General features: G+C 47.7%; 8 protein-coding genes and 1 tRNA gene. 8 read left to right on the forward strand and 1 reads right to left on the reverse strand.

What is annotated here, in order from left to right:
* Positions 1-118: 118 nt before the first annotated feature.
* From ABDK00_RS13925 to ABDK00_RS13945, 5 genes are read left to right on the forward strand one after another with little or no spacing between them, the layout of a single operon-like run.
* Complete coding sequence (locus ABDK00_RS13925; RefSeq protein ID WP_346236782.1) at positions 119-2,692, forward strand: hypothetical protein; 2,574 nt, start codon at positions 119-121, stop codon at positions 2,690-2,692.
* 35 nt (positions 2,693-2,727) lie between these two features.
* Positions 2,728-6,255: a DUF6603 domain-containing protein gene (locus ABDK00_RS13930; RefSeq protein ID WP_346236781.1), complete on the forward strand. Its 3,528-nt coding sequence runs from the start codon at positions 2,728-2,730 to the stop codon at positions 6,253-6,255.
* 18 nt (positions 6,256-6,273) lie between these two features.
* A complete protein-coding gene (locus tag ABDK00_RS13935; protein WP_346236780.1) occupies positions 6,274-9,528 on the forward strand; it encodes a hypothetical protein in 3,255 nt (1,084 codons plus the stop codon).
* Positions 9,529-9,558: 30 nt separating this feature from the next.
* Positions 9,559-14,415, forward strand: coding sequence for a hypothetical protein (locus tag ABDK00_RS13940; protein WP_346236779.1), 4,857 nt, complete (start codon positions 9,559-9,561; stop codon positions 14,413-14,415).
* Positions 14,416-14,427: 12 nt separating this feature from the next.
* A complete protein-coding gene (locus ABDK00_RS13945) occupies positions 14,428-16,191 on the forward strand; it encodes a hypothetical protein (protein WP_346236777.1) in 1,764 nt (587 codons plus the stop codon).
* A 1-nt stretch (position 16,192) separates the two neighbouring features.
* Here ABDK00_RS13945 and ABDK00_RS13950 read toward each other — a convergent pair whose 3' ends face one another.
* Positions 16,193-16,741 (reverse strand): DNA-3-methyladenine glycosylase I, encoded by a 549-nt coding sequence (locus tag ABDK00_RS13950; protein WP_346236775.1) that lies wholly within the window; start codon positions 16,739-16,741, stop codon positions 16,193-16,195.
* Between the two features lie 100 nt (positions 16,742-16,841).
* On the opposite strand from ABDK00_RS13950, the gene ABDK00_RS13955 reads away from it, so the two are divergent.
* From ABDK00_RS13955 to ABDK00_RS13965, 3 genes are all read left to right on the forward strand, one after another.
* Positions 16,842-16,916, forward strand: a tRNA-Val gene (locus ABDK00_RS13955).
* A 110-nt stretch (positions 16,917-17,026) separates the two neighbouring features.
* Positions 17,027-18,262: a tyrosine-type recombinase/integrase gene (locus ABDK00_RS13960; RefSeq protein WP_346236773.1), complete on the forward strand. Its 1,236-nt coding sequence runs from the start codon at positions 17,027-17,029 to the stop codon at positions 18,260-18,262.
* 66 nt (positions 18,263-18,328) lie between these two features.
* Positions 18,329-18,628, forward strand: coding sequence for a hypothetical protein (locus ABDK00_RS13965; RefSeq protein WP_346236772.1), 300 nt, complete (start codon positions 18,329-18,331; stop codon positions 18,626-18,628).
* The last annotated feature ends 45 nt before the right edge of the window (positions 18,629-18,673 follow it).

The raw sequence follows: 18,673 nt of genomic DNA on the forward strand, positions 1-18,673 counted from the left end.
TTCCACTTTTTATACGTAAAACCCAGCCTTGCAGACGCGCCTGGCTTCCATAAAAAATGGCGCTTTCAGCATGGTATTGCAGCAAACATTTTAACACCATCCAAAAACGAGATTTGATATGGCTCTTCAAAAAATAATTTGCGGCCCCATTATCCGAAGGCTGGAAACCAACAAGGTTTCCGTATGGCTCGCCTTTACGCAAAATCATCATATCACCCTCAAAATTTGGGAGGGCTCAGGCATCAAGCATTCGGGAAGCGGCCGGCTCTTCAATACCAGTTTAACGCCTGTCGCCACCGGCAACACCCATTGCCTTCAATTCGGAAACAATTTATGGATAGCTGTCGTAACCGCTGAAATCCCCAGTCCGGGATTCAATCCTGCCAAAGTATATAGCTATAATATTTTATTTAATAATCCTGATGATCCGCAGGAGGAAGACCTGCTTTCAGACAAATTTTTGAAAGATGGCGACACTGCCGAAGGACGTAAACAACTGGCCATCGGTTATGAGGCGGATACGCTGCCATCTTTTGCGCCACCCGGCAGCACACCCGATAAATTAAATGTGGTGCACGGCTCCTGTCGTAAAATGCACGGTTATGGACAAGATGCGCTTGCCCTGCTGGATGAACATTTAAAAAAGGATGACAACTGGAAGACAGCGGCTAAAAGGCCCCAAGCTTTATTTCTGACTGGCGACCAGATATATGCCGATGAAGTGCCCACGATGCTGCTTCGCTATATGTGCAGCCTTGACGGCGTTGGGATCTGGTCAGCGACGGCCAGCGAAAAAATGAAAATCAAGGGCGATGGCGCTGAACAAGATCTTGAAGCCGACATCACCGCCTACCCGCCCACACTCCGCCAAAGGCTGGTTAATAAATATGCAGGGTTCACAAGTTCCGCCGCGGCCAATCATTTGCTGACCTTCGAAGAATTTTGTGCTACCTACCTCACTTATTGGAATATACGCTCCTGGAACCGTGAATTTCATAGCGCCATTAAAGCGATCCCGGAAAGGTCGAAACCGGAATTCAACACCAAAATGAACGAGGCGATCAGCAAATTTGTCGATAGCGCCGCGGTTGACGCTGACGTCAATCTTGTCAATCTCATCCGCGATAGCGAAAATATCCGGCAAACAGATGCTTATATTTTTAGCGAAGCGACCTTCACAAAAACACAGTTCAGGGATAACAATCATGAAAAGTTTAAAAAGTGGCGGAGTGAGATAAAAGCAAGCCTTTTCGATGAAATACTTAACATCGCTGCTTTTATGAGCAAGCTTCCCGCGGTTAGCCGCGTGCTTGCCAATGTGCCCACCTATATGATCATGGACGACCATGAAGTTACAGACGACTGGTGTATCACCCAGCGCTGGAACAACCAGGTTTTATCTAAACCGTTCGGAAGAGACATTATCAGAAATGCAATGATGGCCTATACGGTCTTTCAGGACTGGGGCAATACGCCCGACGATTATGAACAGGCCACCGACCTGATGTTTAACGAAATTGGAAACGCAGGCACAAAAGCAAAACTATTAATGTACATCAATGAATTTTGCTATCGCCACGCCGAGAACCGGAACCTGGCCAGCGTCCGGACTGAGGTTACAGACAAAATAGAAACATTGCTGGGCATGAGCGGAACCACTACAACGGTCAATTGGCATTATAAGGTAAAACTGGGTGTTGCGGATGCGCTTGTGTTGGACACCCGAACCCGGCGCGCCTATGAAGGCCTGAACAGTGTGCCCGAGTTGATTTCAGAGGAGAGCCTTGCCACTCAAACACCTGAAACGCTGACCGGCACGCCACCCTTTATTTTCGTAATATCACCCTGCCCTGTTTTAGGCTTTCCCAATTTTGAAGAATTAATACAACCCGCCGCAACAGCGCTGATCTCACTCGCAGAAAACGACGAAAGTAATCCCGGCATTATCGGCGGCCGCCTGGGATTTGATTATGAAGCCTGGGGGTTCAACACCGAAAGTTTTGAGCGCCTCATCGGCAAGCTCAACGGCTATAAAAAAGTCATCCTGCTTTCCGGAGATGTGCACTACGGCGCCACACTGGTGATGGATTATTGGAAAGGCGCCGTTGATGTCCCAAGCAGCCGCATTGTGCAACTGACAGCGAGCTCATTAAAAAACGAATGGATGTCAAATGTCGCGATTTTAAAGAGCGCGATGATACAACGCATTTTTACAAATGTCGGCGAAAGTATTTCCAAGCTCGGGTGGAAAGAAAAAACCATTACCAAGACCGGATCCGTCTCTGCGCGCAATAGGCACCGGCTTTACGCAGCATTTGGAGGCATTGGCACCATTCCGATAGAAGGTTGGGTGCCGGGCGCAACGGTGAGCCCAGCACCCGAATGGCGCTGGCGACTAAAAGTTTTGAAAGATGAGCGGCCGTGGGAAGACGATCCCGTCGAGGCTGAAATTAATCTGGCGAACGCCGCCCAAACGAAGACCGGTTATTTTCAGGTTGTGCAGCGCCATCAAAAAATGTTTAAAGAAGGTAAAACCCGGCGCATTGGCTGGGGCGCCAACATCGGGTTGATCAGCTTTACAGCCGACGGAAGCAGCTGGAAACTAAAACACGAATTGAAAGGCGCCAACATGGTGTATGAAGTACCGCTCACTACGCCTTCGGGCGAAGCCGGAAAACCTGTTCTTCCATAGAAAAACAAACTCATCATCTTTAAAAAAATTGCAGTATGGCTGACCAAGAAAGCGAAGATCTGTTTCAGAAAATACTGAAAATATTCTACGATATTTTAAAGCCCGCCATCGAGATGTTTGGCGACGACCAGGCCCGTGTAGAGCTGTTGGGATCTTTAGGATTAAACGCTGACGGCGGTGGCACTGGTGCGCCCGCGACCGGTGGCCTGCAGGCATATATCGACAAAGCAGACAATGAGGTAGACCCCTTCATGCTAGCCGGCGCAATTGCCGATCTCACCTCGCTCATTATGGGCATTGCAGGCATCATCGAAGCAGCGGTTAACGCCAGCGATGAAGAAGAAGAAAGAACGGCCGGAGAAATTGTAACCGCGCTACTCAACTTGCTGACACTCGATTATATTCGCCGCCGCAAGCCCGCTTTTCATGCGGTAATCGAATTGCTGAACACTTTGGATAAAAACGCCGTAGCAGCGGGCGGCTCGGCCAATTTTATTACGGATTATATCGGCGGCTTCTTTAAAAAACTGGGCAAAGGGCTCGATGACACGGAAGGCGCCACTGCTTTATCGGATGCGCTTTTTCTGATCATTGCGGGCGGGTTGTTCTATCTAGATCATTTCTTAAGGTCCAAAGGCGTTCACGGCCTGGTCATCAGTTCCAACTATGGCTACGAAGGTGTTTCATCAACTGAAACACCCATTGCCGATGCCATTTCCAATCGCACGCTAACCTTTGGTGTAGAAGTGAAACCGATTAGCGCCGAAACGGGAACCGATGATACAACTACCGGTTCAGGAAAGGGTTTTGGAACGATGGTATTTGCACCGAAAGACCAGGGTGGCGTTGCCTTTGTTTCAGAGCTCTCGGCCAATATTGATGGCAATTTTAATTTCGATGAAAATAAACATACCATCGAATATAAGCTAGCCGGCGACGGCCTGTTTCGCATCGGAACCCTGCCGGAAGCCGCTGCAGGCGAAAACAATAAGTTCCTCATCAGCTATGCTTACAATGCCGAAAGGCCTAAAATGATCGCGCTGCTCGACAAACCGGCGATCAAATTCGCAATCGGCACCGCCAAGCTGGGCCTTGTTGTTACACCGGAGGATATTGTGGTGAAAAGTGTGTTGAACATCCATTACGAGTTTAGCAAGGGAGATCTGAGCGGCTTCCCGTTTGACTTATTACCCGATGACATCAAAGACAAATTTCCGCTGGGTATTGGGTTTTCGCAAAAGAAAGGATTTTTTGTGGACGGCGATGGGAATATCGGAACCGGCGAAAAATCCGGAAGCAGAGCGCTGGCGCCCGCTTCGAGAGGCCCTGTTGAGGAAATCGTTGCGAAGCTGCTGAATGCGTTGAACAAACAAATGCCTGTTCATCTTAATCTCGGCGATATTGTTGGCATTGAAATGCTAACCATTAAGGTTAATGCCGACCCGCAGCTTGCTAATTTTCAACTCGAAGTTTCCATCGACTTTTGGATCAAACTCGGATCAGTCATTACCATTACCATCAGCCGACTGGGCATGACTCTGAATGCGCTGAAGCTCGATAATAACGGCGGCATTTTGGGCTATGATTTAAAACCCGGTATCAAATGGCCGACGGGCGCAGGCATCAGGGTAAATGCGGGCGTTGTTACGGGCGGAGGTTTCTTGTATCTCGATCCGGACAAAGGCGAATATTTCGGAGCGCTTGAACTTTCCTTTAAAAACCTCTTTGATCTTAAAGCGGTTGGCATCCTCAACACCATCATGCCCGACGGCTCTAGAGGCTTTTCATTGCTGATCATCATCACTGCCGAATTTTCACCCGTTCAATTGGGCTTTGGCTTCACGTTGATCGGCATCGGCGGGCTTTTGGGCGTGAACCGCAGGGCCGAAGTAGAAGCCTTGCGTGTGGGCCTGAAAACAAATGCGATCAAAAGCGTTCTTTTCCCCGAAGATGTGGTCGGCAATATCAATCGTATCATCAGCGATATCAAACAAATATTTCCGATTCAACAGGATTCGTTCCTGATCGGCATTATGGGAAAAATCGGCTGGGGCACGCCCACATTGATTTCCATAGAATTGGGTATCATCCTTCAATTGCCTGAGCCAAAAATTTTAATTCTCGGCGTGGTAAAACTGGCCCTGCCCACAGAAGAAACGGCGCTGGTAAAGATACAGGTCAACTTTCTCGGCGTTATCGATTTTCAAAACCAGTTCTTATATTTCGAAGCCGTTCTTTTCGATTCGCAACTGGTTGGCTTTCCGCTCACAGGTAGCATGGCGCTGGTGGTGGCCTGGGGCGATGCCAGCACTTTCGGATTAAGCATCGGCGGGTTTCATCCCGATTTTAAAGACTATCCTGTTGTGCCCACTTTGCCCGGCGCTTTCCGCGAAATGGACCGCATCAGCCTTCAGCTGCTGAGCGGCGATAACCCGCGGTTGGGCATTGAGTGTTATTTTGCGGTAACCTCCAATTCCGTTCAGTTTGGCGCAAAAGCAGAATTACTGGCAGAAGGGCCAATGGGCTTCAATCTCTACGGGATGCTCAGCCTCGATGTGCTATTCATTTTCGACCCCTTTAGCTTCAGTGTTAGGCTCGAAGCGACGCTGGCCATCAGGCGTAACCGCAATGTACTGTTTGGCATCCATTTTCTTGGCGTGCTTTCCGGCCCCACGCCCTGGCATATCGAAGGAGAAGTTTCATTTGGAATATTGTTTGCCACCATTACGATCGGATTTGAAAAAAGCTGGGGCGAACGCAAGCCTGAAATCGCAGCCGAAACCGAAGACCTTAGAGCCATTATTAATGCAGAATTAGGAAAAGCGTCAAATTGGAAACCCATCATCCCGGACTTTAATAATATCCACATCACGCTACGTACTTTACTGGAAGATGAACAGGTTGATTTACTGATCCATCCTTTCGGTGCGATCAGCTTTAGCCAGCGGGCGCTGCCACTGAATTTTAACATAAAAAAATACGGCAACAGAAAACCCGCCAATGAAGCTGAATCCAACTTTATTATCACCCAGGTGAAAATCGGAACGACTGCCCTTCCCTTTATTAAAAACGAAGAATCGTTCGCGGTGGGCAACTACCAACCCTTGTCGGAGGCCGAAAAACTTTCGAGAAAATCTTTTGAAAAACTGGAAAGCGGCGTTACCATCAATGATACAGGCAATTTACAACTCGCGGCCACCACGCTCGATTCGTCTGAATTGAATTATGAACTTGATTATACCTACGACAATAATCCATTGCGAAAAAAACTGATGGTCAGGCTGCCACTGAGAAATTTCCAAAAAATGGTGCGCAACGCGGGGGCTGCGGGGTCGGCACTTTCCTGGAAAAATTCTAAAAAGAATCAACTCAACGCGCCGGTTCCCACCAGGGTTTCCGACGGAAAATATACGCTGGCTTCAAACGATAATTTGAAGGAATGGGATCAAAATTTAAGAGCCGGCAGTTATGCGGAAATGATGCAATCATTTGATCATTTGATCCGCCAAAAACCTGAAATGGCCGACCAGTTGCAGGTAGTGGGCCTTCACGAACTTGTTTAAAAACATAAATCATTCATCATGAGTTTTGCAGCATACAGATTTTTTTCGTGGGCGAGAAAAGGCATCGCAGCCAGTATTACTGAAAAAGACACACTGGGCGCCAGCGCGGGTGTGATGCTCGAGCGCGCGAAAGTGGCGGTCAACATAACGCTCAACAACACGCTTCCGGCGCCTACGCAAAACTTTACCCTTGTTGGGCCTGGCGATGTTATCGGTATTCACTCGGACATGATTATCAGAAATGAACCACGCGCAGGCGTATCGAACTTCGAACCCAACTATCTCCCTTATATTGAATTTTATGACGAAGATTTTCCGTGGCGCTATACGCCTGCCAGCGCTGCAGGCGCAAATAATATGAGCCTGCGGCCCTGGTTAACTTTAATTGTTTTGAAAGAATCGGAATTTGAAGATACCGCGCTGCAAACACCTTTAAAATCGATTGTTGTAAAAAATATGGAAGCGCTACAACCCATCACCGAACTGCATTTATGGGCGCACATGCATACCAATTTACAAAATGAAACATCGACACTTGAAACGTATATCGAAAGTTTGAAAGAAAAAGCGAAGGCGGATCCGGATGGAGTATATAGCCGGATCATTTGCCCGCGCCAGCTCGAACCCAACTTTATGTATCACGCTTTTTTAGTGCCCACTTTTGAAACCGGGCGGCTGGCGGGCCTTGGGAAAGCCATTAAAGGCGTTCAGGCGCAAAAAGCGTCCTGGAGCGGCGACGCCTCCGAAATGGAATTTCCGGTCTATCACCGCTGGCATTTCAGAACCGGCGCCAACTTTGATTTCGAAAGCCTGGTGAAGCTGATAGAACCCCGGGTAATGGATAAAAGAGTAGGCGTTAGGCCAATGGATTGCTCCAAACCCGGCTATTTCAAATTGGGCAGCAGCGATGAAATTCCGGCCACCAATCCTGTGTCGGTGTTGTTGGAAGGCGCCGTAAAAGCGCCAACCGCCGAATCCACAAAAATTACGCTTAACGATTTCCATAGCGAAATAGGCCAACTGATCAACCTCAACAAAATCCAGTTAGAAGATCCCAATCAGGATCCGTATGTAACCATTCCCTTTTACGGAATGTATCATGCCATGCGCAAAAACCTGGCAAAACCCGGCGAAAAGCTCGTTCCGACTTTTAACGAAACTTCTGAGATCTGGTACAACGATCTAAACCGCGACCCGCGCCACCGGGTGCCGGCAGGCTTTGGCGTTAAGGCTGTTCAGGACGGGCAGGAAAAATTTATGGATCAGGCATGGGAGCAACTGGCGGACGTTTTGGAAGCTAACAGAAAAGCAAAACTGGCGCAACTGATGGCTAACATCATGGATCGTGCTTACGATAAAAATGTTGTACAACTTGAACCGGAAAAACTGTTGAATTTCACACGCATTGTTTCTTCAAAAATACTCGCCGCAAACTTCACCATCAAAAAACAAATTGCGGATAGTAAAGTCCCCGACGCCCTCATGATGCCCGCCATTCAGAAGCTGATGCGCCCCAATACGGCGCTGACACGCAGTCTTGAAAAAAACAGCAGGGCGCCGGTAAACGTCGCTGCCGTGGTAAAGGCGACTAACGTGCAAAACGGCATTACCGCCGCATCGGTAGATCATTTTAAAACGATTAGGGCCGTAGAAAACCTGGATACTATCAAAGCGCCTGCAAAGATCACCGATCTAAAAATCTGGAGCCTGCAATCAAACCTGGACAAAACATCCATGTTTAATCTTCAGGAATACACCGGAGGTTTTCCAAAACCCACCTCCTGGAACACTGTTTTTAATCAAAACGTGCTTTTAAAAGCTGATGTTGTAAAACCTCCTGTGTTCACGCCCGTTACACCGCTGTCCCCTTTAAAACCCCGACCCGTAACACCCATCAAGCCGCATATCGTTACCGGCAACAATACCGTGCGCCCGGGCGTAGTCATCAAACCCAATGTAGTGGTAAAGCCCGATGTAGTGGTAAAGCCCGATGTAGTGGTCCGCCCCGATATTGTCGTAAAACCAGATGTGGTGAAGCCGCCGGTTTTTGTCAACGTTGCCAATAAAGATTATAAAGTAGCTTATGCCGACTATAATCTTCGCTTCAACTTTACGGAAACACCGGCCTCCAAACCCGTTGCAGATCTTCAAACGCTTGCGGGAAAAACACTCGAAACCATCAAGCCTTCCACAGCCTACAAAAAGATGATCAACGGGCTGATCGCCTGGGGTGTCGGCACTTTCAAACCTCCGGTGGATGATATTTTACCCGCAATGGCCTATCCTGATTTTCCGGCGCCTACCTATCAGTTACTGGTCGACCGCGACAAAGAATTGCTGCTACCCAATCTGCATTTGATCCAGCCCAATACTTTTTCTTTATTGAGGACCAATCAAAAATTTATAGAATCTTATATGACCGGCCTCAACTTTGAAATGGGCAGGGAATTATTGTGGCGCGAATACCCAACCGATATGCGCGGCAGCTATTTCCGCCAGTTTTGGGATGTCAAAGGCTTTATCACGCCGCAGTCGTCATCGCAGGACGCTGAAGCATTAAAAGATATTGCGCCGATTCACAAATGGCCGGCAAACAGCAAACTTGGAAAAAACAATTCCCGCGACAAAGAAGGTGATGCGGAACAATTGGTTTTTGTGATACGAGGCGAGCTGCTCAAAAAATTTCCCAACACGGTCATCTACGCGCAAAAGGCATTTAAAAAAGATAATAAATGGTATATCAATACAGATCTGAACGACACCGATTTAGCCAAACAGGTGCGCTTTCCCTTGTACCAGGCCGAGCTGCCGCCCGACATTAAGCTGTTAGGTTTTGATCTGACGATCGAGGAAGCAGCAGGCACTAAGCCCGTTGCTGATTTTCAGAACAACAAAGAAGGTTGGTTTTTTATCGTGGCGGAAGTGCCGGGCGAGCCGAGGTTTGGAATGGATATAGCATTCAAGAAAACCGAAGCGGGCGCACTGAGCTGGAACGACCTTTCCTGGGAAAATTTCAATGGCGCACCCATCCCCTTTGTATCTGGCGCAACGCCGCCGGCTGCGTTTCCGGTCCCCAATCAGGATAAAAAAGGAACCTGGGGCAGAAGCGCGGCTGATATGGCTTCCATCCTGCTACAGCGTCCCGTCATGGTGGCCATACATGCCACCGAAATGCTCGACAAAGAAATTACTGAAAAAAGCAATGGCCTTATGCTCCACACCAACCTCGTGAAGGAATATATTCAATATAAGACCAATGTACTGAACCGTTGATATCATTTTGAAAAAATAAACACCCAACTCATGGCAAGCTTTCAGGAACAAATCAATCATATAAAAAAACTGAGATCCGATTATCAGCGTACGGATCAAACGACTTATGCTGACAAATTAAAGATTCAGAAAGGATACAAAGCAACGGATGAATCGAGCGCATTCAAACAGCTAAAAACATCAGAAGCCAGGTTGAAAAATAGCCGCATCAGCCTCAATGAAGCGATTAAAAAGCTGCACCTGCTCAATATTCGTTCACTAACAAAAGAGCTTAACGGCAAAGTGCCGGTGGTGATGCTGCCAGTGCGTATTGAAACCCGATTCGTCAACCCACCCATCAGTTCGGTGCCTGAACTATGGATACGCATCTTCCCCGACGATATACATACCAACACGCACGAACCCGCTATGACCCAAGGCGAAATTGATGCCGGCCAGGCTTACTGGACGGCCATGGCCGATGTGAGCAGCCAGCTTTCCCCGGATGAAAAAGAGGAAGCCAGAAAAAATATATGGTTAAAATTAAAAGAAACAGTTACCGGCGCCCAGCGCGCTATTTGGGTTGCAAAAAGCACCAAGCCCGTCAACTGGATCAATATGGACGCAACTGCCCCAACGCTTCAATTTCCAACTTATCCGGAAATAAAAACACACTCCTGGACACGCGCGCCCCAGACGCAGGCGCTTCCTGATCGCTTTGTGGTAACCATTTTTAGAAACGGAAAAAGCGTTCATGAACAGATCGGGAACATCATACCAGACACAGTTTTTCTCGGCCCCGATCCAATGGCTGCAGAAGAAGCCATTAAAAAAGAAGCGAACGACATACGGTTTAATGAAGACATCGATTGGCTGCAGCATTTTGATCGCGCCATTGAATTGGGACTCGGCATGAAAATAAGGCTTCAGCCGACCATGTTTGCTACAGGCAACAAACTGGAACGCCTCACCGTTTTGGGCCTCGCACATTCGGCTGATGCGGATAATGGTAAGATGATTTTGGAAACGCTTTTTGAAAACCATCATTGTGCGTCGAAAGGCTTCTCCTTCTTAAAACAGGGAACGCCCACCAACAACACAGAGAAAGACGGGTCAGGTTACGTAAAAAATGAAGATCTTTTAGCCAGGGGATATTACACCGGCGCAAAGACGGGCAAAACAGCCGGATCAGACCTGGATTTGTTTACAAGAATCCTGGGCATAGATATCAGCCATTTGGATGAAGTCAATAACGGCGACCTCAGCGAGCACGCCCAGGCGCTCATGATGAACACGGCCTTATATGCCGCAACTTTGTCTTATTATTTTAATGAATTGATGGATCCTGTCATTAAGGAATCCGATGCGAACCTAATCAGGTCATTTTTTACAAATTATGTTTCGGCGCGAGGGCCGCTTCCCGCAATCAGGGTGGGCGACCAGCCGTATGGCGTTTTACTAAGCAGCGATTTAGACAGGTGGACTGAAACGAACTCGAAATTCTATACGGGTATGGCGCTTTGCCTAAACCGGCTGCAGCAGATATGGGATGGCATGGTGGCGGGCAAAGTGCCCTCGGTAGCAAAAGGAGGCGACACAGAGACGCTGCTGAAAATATTGGGCTTGCATTCGGGATCGGTCGCTTTTCGTCAGCGGCTGGGCAACCTTCCCGACTTCAGTTATGCGCTGGGCAATATCAATATCAACAATCTTCAAAACGATGTACAGGCGCTCAACCACCGCATCGTTACATTCCTAAAATCGCTCGGGTTCGTATATGGAAAAGACAGTTTCTATCCGTTGATCAGCAACATGATTTTCTATGACCGCACCACCCCGCTTTCCGATAAAAAACTGTTATTGCCCAATGTGGCCGGCGCGGAAAATGAGTTCTTGCCAGCGCTGCCCAAATCGGGTTTAAATTATATCGAATGGATGGCACAGAAAGCCACTGTGGCGGCGCTCGAATCCGTAAATTTTGACGGCGATAAACCGCCGCGCACGCTCCTGGCTATCTGGCTAAGGCATGCGATGCTTACGGAACTGCGCCAGGCCGGAACGAAATTCTATATCAAAAACAAATTGCCCATTAACCTGGCCAGTTTTGAAAAAAGCCTTTACAATTTTGACAAAGCGGCGCCCGATCTTACCTCTTACGAACTGTTGAGGGGCGAGCCGCAAAAACTCGACCGGGTGAAGTTTGCCAATGTTCGCGGCAACCTGGGCGACTATCTGCTGGGTAAGTTCGTTGGAACCGAAAACAGGCAGCTATCTGAAATGAAAAAAGCCATGAGCGGCTTAGCGAAGCTTTCCACCAAAACGCTGGAAAAAAACCTGCGTGATTTTGTGGACCTCTGTTCTTACCGCTTAGATGCATGGCAAACCGGATTATTCACACGGCGAGCGTTGGCCAATCGCGCCGCCGCGCCAACCGGAGCTTACATTGGCGCTTATGGCTGGGTTGAAAACCTGAAGGCAGCAACCCACATCCCACTAGCTGCCGCTGCTGTGCCCCAACAATTAAAACCGTCGAATGGCATAGCTCCGATCAAACTGAAAGAAAATGCCGGCTTCACCCATGTGCCCTCATTAAACCATGCTACAGCTATGGGACTTTTACTGGCGGGCTATAAAAACCATGCGTCGCGTAGCAAAACCCAAGCCTTTAGCATCAATCTTTCCAGCGAAAGAACGCGGAATGCCCTAAGCCTTTTACAGGGAGTGAGCAACGGCCAGTCGATCGAGGCGTTGCTCGGGTATCAGTTTGAACGGGCGGTTCATGATGCCACCACAAAAGGAATTGCCAATCTAAACCGCTACATCTATGAGTTTAGAAATAAATATGAAATACAAAATATTTCAGTTCCTCAACAAGGCGCTGCTGAAGCGCAGGAAACAATCGATTCCTATCCTGTTGTCAATGGATTAAAAATCATTAAAGCGAGCGTATCAGAAATCGGTACGCTGGTAGCCAACCAGGGCGACCGTACTGAAATTTTAAAAATAAGAGATAAGCTGGCCGACAGCCTGGATGCCTGCAACGACCTGTTGCTGGCGGAAAGCGCGTATCAACTGACGCAGGGCAACCAGGACAGAACTTCCGGCGTGCTCAACGCGACGCTGCTGGCTGACACACCGCCTGAAATACAAGTAACTGAAACGCCGCGGTCGAGCTTGTTTACTTACACGCACCGCATTTCAGTTCACTTCAGAACAGAAGGCGGCCTTAGCCTGGGTGTGGGCTGGCCCTCTGTCTTATCGCCCCGTGCCCGTTTTGAACCGGGGCTGAACTTATGGTTATCGGAGTTGATCGGCGATCCCCAACAAATATTTTGTACAGCGGCAGCGCTGGATGCGAATGGCAATGCCACTAACACCATCATGATCACGCTTTCCGATCTCGAGCTGCATCCTATCGACCTGGTGTATATGATCCCCGAAGACCTGGGCGGCGGAGCCACAGAGCTGGAAAGTCGTATCGCTTATTATTTTAGAAAGCGGGAAAACACTGATACCGCCACAGGCGTCCGAATCAGTTTCAGCCCGGAAGCAGTTTCAAAGCCGGGCAAAACGCTGGCGCAAGTTTATCCGTTGCTGCGTAGCCTGAAAATGTTGATCGGCAGCGTCCGCGCTGCTTCGGCAAAAGATTTTATCTCCAGAAAAAAAGTCGTCAATGAAAGCACCGATGACTCAGGAATCGATTTTAATGAATGGCATGAGCGCATCCATTTTCAATGGAAAAAACTTTCGGAATTATACCAGGCTTTCAATGAAACCGAACCCGCGCCCGTTGCCCCTAAAGATGAATTTAACCCTGAGACAATAGCGGATTTCTTTCAAACCGCGGCAGCGCAGCCCAACGAAAAAGAGCGCTACGAGCGCATCGAGTTATCGGATGAGACGCTCAACAAAATGATGCAGCTTCAGATCACCGCTTCGACTTACGGCGTACAGCTGGCCTATCCCGAAAACCTCACTTTTATTACCCTTCAAAAGAAAAAAGAATTGCTCGAAAAAACGCAGCAAGTCTGGCAGGTTTTGGGAACAAAAATCGCGAAGACCAATGCCAAACTGGGCGCAGCCGCTGGTGAAACAAATATCTTCAATAAAATAAAATTGTACACCGAGGCGTCGAAAATTTTATTGGGAGACGATTTCGTACCGTTGCCGCAATTTCAATATGCGAACACCGACGATCTTCAAAAAACTTTCGCCAACGAATCGCAGTTGCTCGCTTATCATCAAAAGAAAAATGAGTTGAGCAAAGGCGCCCTGAAAGACGCCTGGATTCAGTCGGTAGCCCGCGTTAGAAAAGATGTGGCGCGTTTTGAAACCGTTCGCACGATGGCGGAAAGCATCAGCCAGAGTGATCTTCGGCTGCAAATGGCGCAGGTGCCTTTCCGGCCGGATGATAGTTGGCTGGGCGTTGAATTTCCTAAGGAATATGCCGGAGCTCCCTTTACTATTATGGATGATACCGTGTCGCTGGCGCTGATCGGCGAAACCGCTTTTGAAACTGCGCAAAAACAATCGGCCTGGATCATTGACGAATGGACAGAAAAAATTCCGATCGCTGATGAAGTGACCGGCGTAGCTTTTCATTACAATCAGCCCAACGCTGCCGCGCCGCAATCGATCATCGTAGCCATAGAACCCACGGGCGGAGAAAAATGGGACTGGGATGTTTTACAGGGCGTGTTGGACGACACGCTGCGCAGGTCAAAATCAAGAGCGGTAGAGCCTGACCATATCATGGAGCATGAGACACTCAGCGTGCTATTACCCATGACTATTGCCTCTTTCGACGTCAACGAAGCGAATGTATCTCTGGACTATCTGCTGCTTAGCGATAAATTTCAAAAACTCGCGGCAACAGCCAACCTACAGCTTTATAAAAAGTGGAATTAAAAAAAATAGATCATGGCTATAGAACTCACCAAATTCAGCAATCTGAAGATTACTACTAAAGTCAATCTTCCTGATTATAAATTTATCAAACCACTAATCTCAAACCGCAACCGGCTGGAGGGTTTGCCGCGAACCGATGAGTTTGACCGAACCCTGCGCGCCGAAGTGGCCGACCCGTTATGGATGTTGTGCCGGCAGTGGCAGCTGGGCGAATTCCAGGGCGAAGACGCGGGAACCGCCTACCAGGCAAAGATCTTATCCGAACATCAGCAACCCGGCCTGGTGCAGTTCAAAGAAAACTCCTTTGCTTATGATGCGTCGGCATCGCCGCTAGAGCCTTTTATCGAAAACGAGGGGCCGGATATTGATTTTTACCTCCGGCTGCAAATGGGCCGCCAGTTTTGTAAATTCTTAAAAGACTCAGCACTTCAGGATCTGCAACCGGATTTTTCCCGGCAATACCCGCTAACCGCCGATGTTCACGCTGAAGACCGGGAAGCGCTCTATCTGACGCAATCGGTGGGCGACAGTATGCCTGATGGTTACCAGTTGCTGCAGGCGATCGAAGACGGATCTTATGCATCGTTTGTTAATCATCTTCCGGCGATAGCCGCCACAACGGCCGAACAGCTGATCGGGGAGGTAGCGCCGCAGTTTGAAAAATGGTTTCATTACCTCTACCCTTCTCACAACGATCACAAAAACGCATGGATGCCCAATCGCATGCAATATAATTTTGGCATGGAGTTGCCGCATCCTGAAGGGCGCCAAACCGTTATCCTCGATGCGGAAGCATATGTCTCCGGAAAGATCGACTGGATGACTTTTGATGAAAACAGAAAGCCGCTAAATAGCACCCGTCCCGCAACGGACAAACCCGAAACGCTTGTTCAGACTTTTATGCCAACGCCTTTGCAATATAGTGGCATGCCCCATCCGAGGTTTTGGCAAATGGAAGACAGCCGCGTGGATCTCGGAAAAATTCAAACCGGCACCAGCGGATTGCTATCGCTGCTCGTTGCAGAATATGGACTCACCTATTCCAACGACTGGTTTGTACTGCCTTATGAAATGCAGATGAACACGCTTTGCGAAGTCAAGGGCATTATGGTGACGGATGTGTTTGGACAAAATATCCTCGTGGAGCCAACTTTCAAAGATCCCGAAATGAACTGGCATGAGTTTGCCTGCTTCCGCCATACGGAACGGCAAAACCTCACCTCTCCGCGCAACCGGTTCTACCTGGCGCCGGCTTCCTATAAAATTCAGCAAGGCGACCCGCTGGAACAGATTAATTTTATGCGGGATGAAATGACTAATATGGTTTGGGCTATTGAAAGCATCGTACCCTCGGCCGCGGGCGGTAACCGGCAAATTAAAGCCAACGCCAAAAGGTATGAGGAACAATTTACGCCGGCCGACCCCGAAGCAAAAATCCGCTACTTATTAGGCACAAGCGTTCCCGAAAACTGGATTCCTTTTGTGCCGGTTCATAAAGACCTGGCCCGGCAGGAAGTGCGCCTGCAAAGGGCACGTATCCCCAACGCACCGCCGCCGCTGAGCAAACTGCTGACCGAGCAGCCGCCCGGCAAACATTTGATTGAAGAGGAGGAAGTGCCCCGCGCCGGCGTGATTGTGAAACGATCTTACAAAAGAACGCGCTGGCTCAACGGTGCTACTTTTTTGTGGATTGGACGGACCAAAACAACCGGTAAAGGCGAGGGCTGGAGCGGATTAATGTTTGACCAGTTATTGCCTATTAAAAGCGCTGAATAAACTATCTGCGCATCCACATCGGCTTTAGCCTGAGGATTTTTTTATATGTAGGGCAGGATTCGCTATGACAACCGGGCAGGTAGCCGGTGCTCATCAGAAACTCATTGACGATTTCGCCGCCGGTAAACTTGAACGTTTTCTTAAACAGTTTCATCCAGGCTTCTTTGGTTTGCGGGTGATGATGGTTGAGCCAGTTTTGAAATGAACCAAACTCCTTTTGCAAGCCGACAATGGTTTTGGCGTTTTCGATTGCCGCGTTTATCTTCAGCCGGTTGCGGATGATACCTGCATCCTGCATAAGCGCATCGAATTTCTTCGAATTGAAGCGGCTTACTTTAGCAATGTCAAAATTGCTGAAAGCCTTGTAAAAATTGTCTTTCTTTTTTAAAATGGTTTCCCAGCTGAGCCCGGCCTGGTTGATCTCGAGCACCAACCTTGCAAACAGTTCATTGTCTGATTGAAGGGGGAAGCCATATTCGTGGTCGTGATACGATTCGTGAACGGTTCGTTTACCTTTGCCTTTTACAAAATCGCAGTAAGTATTTGCCATGCTGCAAGATGCGTAAAAAAAAATGATATTTTTTTTGGAATATTAGATTCGGTTACCTTATTTTTGCACTCCCTTTTACAAACAAGGGGAAAATAAAAGAGGGAGTTTAGCTCAGTTGGTTCAGAGCATCTGCCTTACAAGCAGAGGGTCGGCGGTTCGAGCCCGTCAACTCCCACAAAGGTCGAAATCCAATACTGTATTGAGTTTCGGCCTTTTTCAACCTTAGCCTTGCGGCTTCAATATTTTTCAAACGTTAACAATTCGAGTTAACAAAACAAAAAAGATATGAAGCGCAAGAATCAAATTAGACTCCCCAACGGTTGCTGGTGCAGCCCCCTCACCGTTCATCCTAAAAACTGGGAAAAAGGCGGAGAGAAGTCTTTAAAAGAAAAATGGTACATATCGTACCGATTTTACGATCCCAAAAGGGTAGACAAACAGGGAAATCTCATTCCCAAACAAGTGATACTCAAAGGCATGAACGAGCTTTTCACGCATCGAGAGCGGACGAAAGCGACCAAAATGATTATTGAAAGCGAACTTACTATCTTAGTCGAGCAAGGTTTCAATCCAATCACACAGGAATTTAAGCCAGATACAGAATACGAAGCTATACTTTCTCCGTCAACCAGGCTTTACAAAGCGTTAGCGAAATCTGCCGAAACGATTGACGTCGCGCCGACTACCAGAGCAGAAGTAAAAGGGGTGGTTAAATATGCCACGAAATCCATTTTCAGCCTCAAATTGACAGGATTGGAAGTCGGAGAAACCAGAATTAAGCACATCAGAGCGATACTTGACAATTGCGCCAACATTAAAGAGGTTTGGAATAACAATCAGTTCAATGTTTACCGCAAATGCTTGAATATGCTTTTTGTGGAATTAATTGAGCAGGGCGCCATTGAACACAATCCGGCCAGGGAGATTAAAAAACGGAAATGGACCGAAAGGTTAAAGGCCGGGATTCCTTCCTACGAGCGCAGACGGATTGATGAACATTTGCGCAAAAAGAAATTAACATCCTTCCGCCTCTTCATCCGGATCCTGTTTTCTACCGGCGCGAGAATTACTGAGCTTATGGATGTACAGCGTAATGTCGTAGATCTGGCAAATCAAACCTATGTTGTCACGATAAAAAAAGGCAAATCCTACAAACAAGTGAAAAAGACAATTACCAATCACTCTCTAAGATACTGGAAGCTGTTATGCAAGACGGCCCAGCCTAACGATTACATCTTTAGCGAAGGGTTGGTTCCGGGAAGCAAAAAGATCAGAACTGACCAGATCAAGCGGCGCTGGGCCACTCACGTGCAGAGCGAAAAATATGGTATTAATACAAAGCACACTATTTATGAATTAAAACACACGCATACCACAGAAGTTGTTACCAACAATTCGGACGAACATGCAGCAGCTTTAAATAGCCATTCAAGCTTAAAATTAGTCCATTCTGTATATGACCGTCTCCATGATCAGCGGAAACACGAGGAGTTGAAAAAAGTAAGGGTTTCTTTTATTTAACCGACATCAAATACTTTTTTGGTAATTTAAAGTTCGTTTTTAAATATTTGCTAAAATTATCAGTTTATGAGCAACCTAATTAATCTTCGCGATTACGGGCATTTGTATTTCAAATTGCACGATAGCGAGTATGCCTACTATGCAAGCTTAAATTATGATTATGTTGATGACGGGGATGGTATTGTGCCATCAGGCCTGATTCATGTTTACCTGCTTCATCCGATCAAAGGATCTGTGGTTACGCAGCTGATAGAAAGCGATGAGCCCGGATTATATGTTGTTGATGATGATCAACCCGAGATCGATTCCAATATCCTGGATGAGATCAACCAGCAATTAAAAAAGCACATCGAAAACATTAAATAATGTGTTACTACAATTCTTATCACAGCCCTCAAAGCCTAATTTTTG

The sequence above is a fragment of the Niabella insulisoli genome (genome assembly GCF_039652435.2).
GTDB classification, from domain to species: domain Bacteria; phylum Bacteroidota; class Bacteroidia; order Chitinophagales; family Chitinophagaceae; genus Niabella; species Niabella insulamsoli.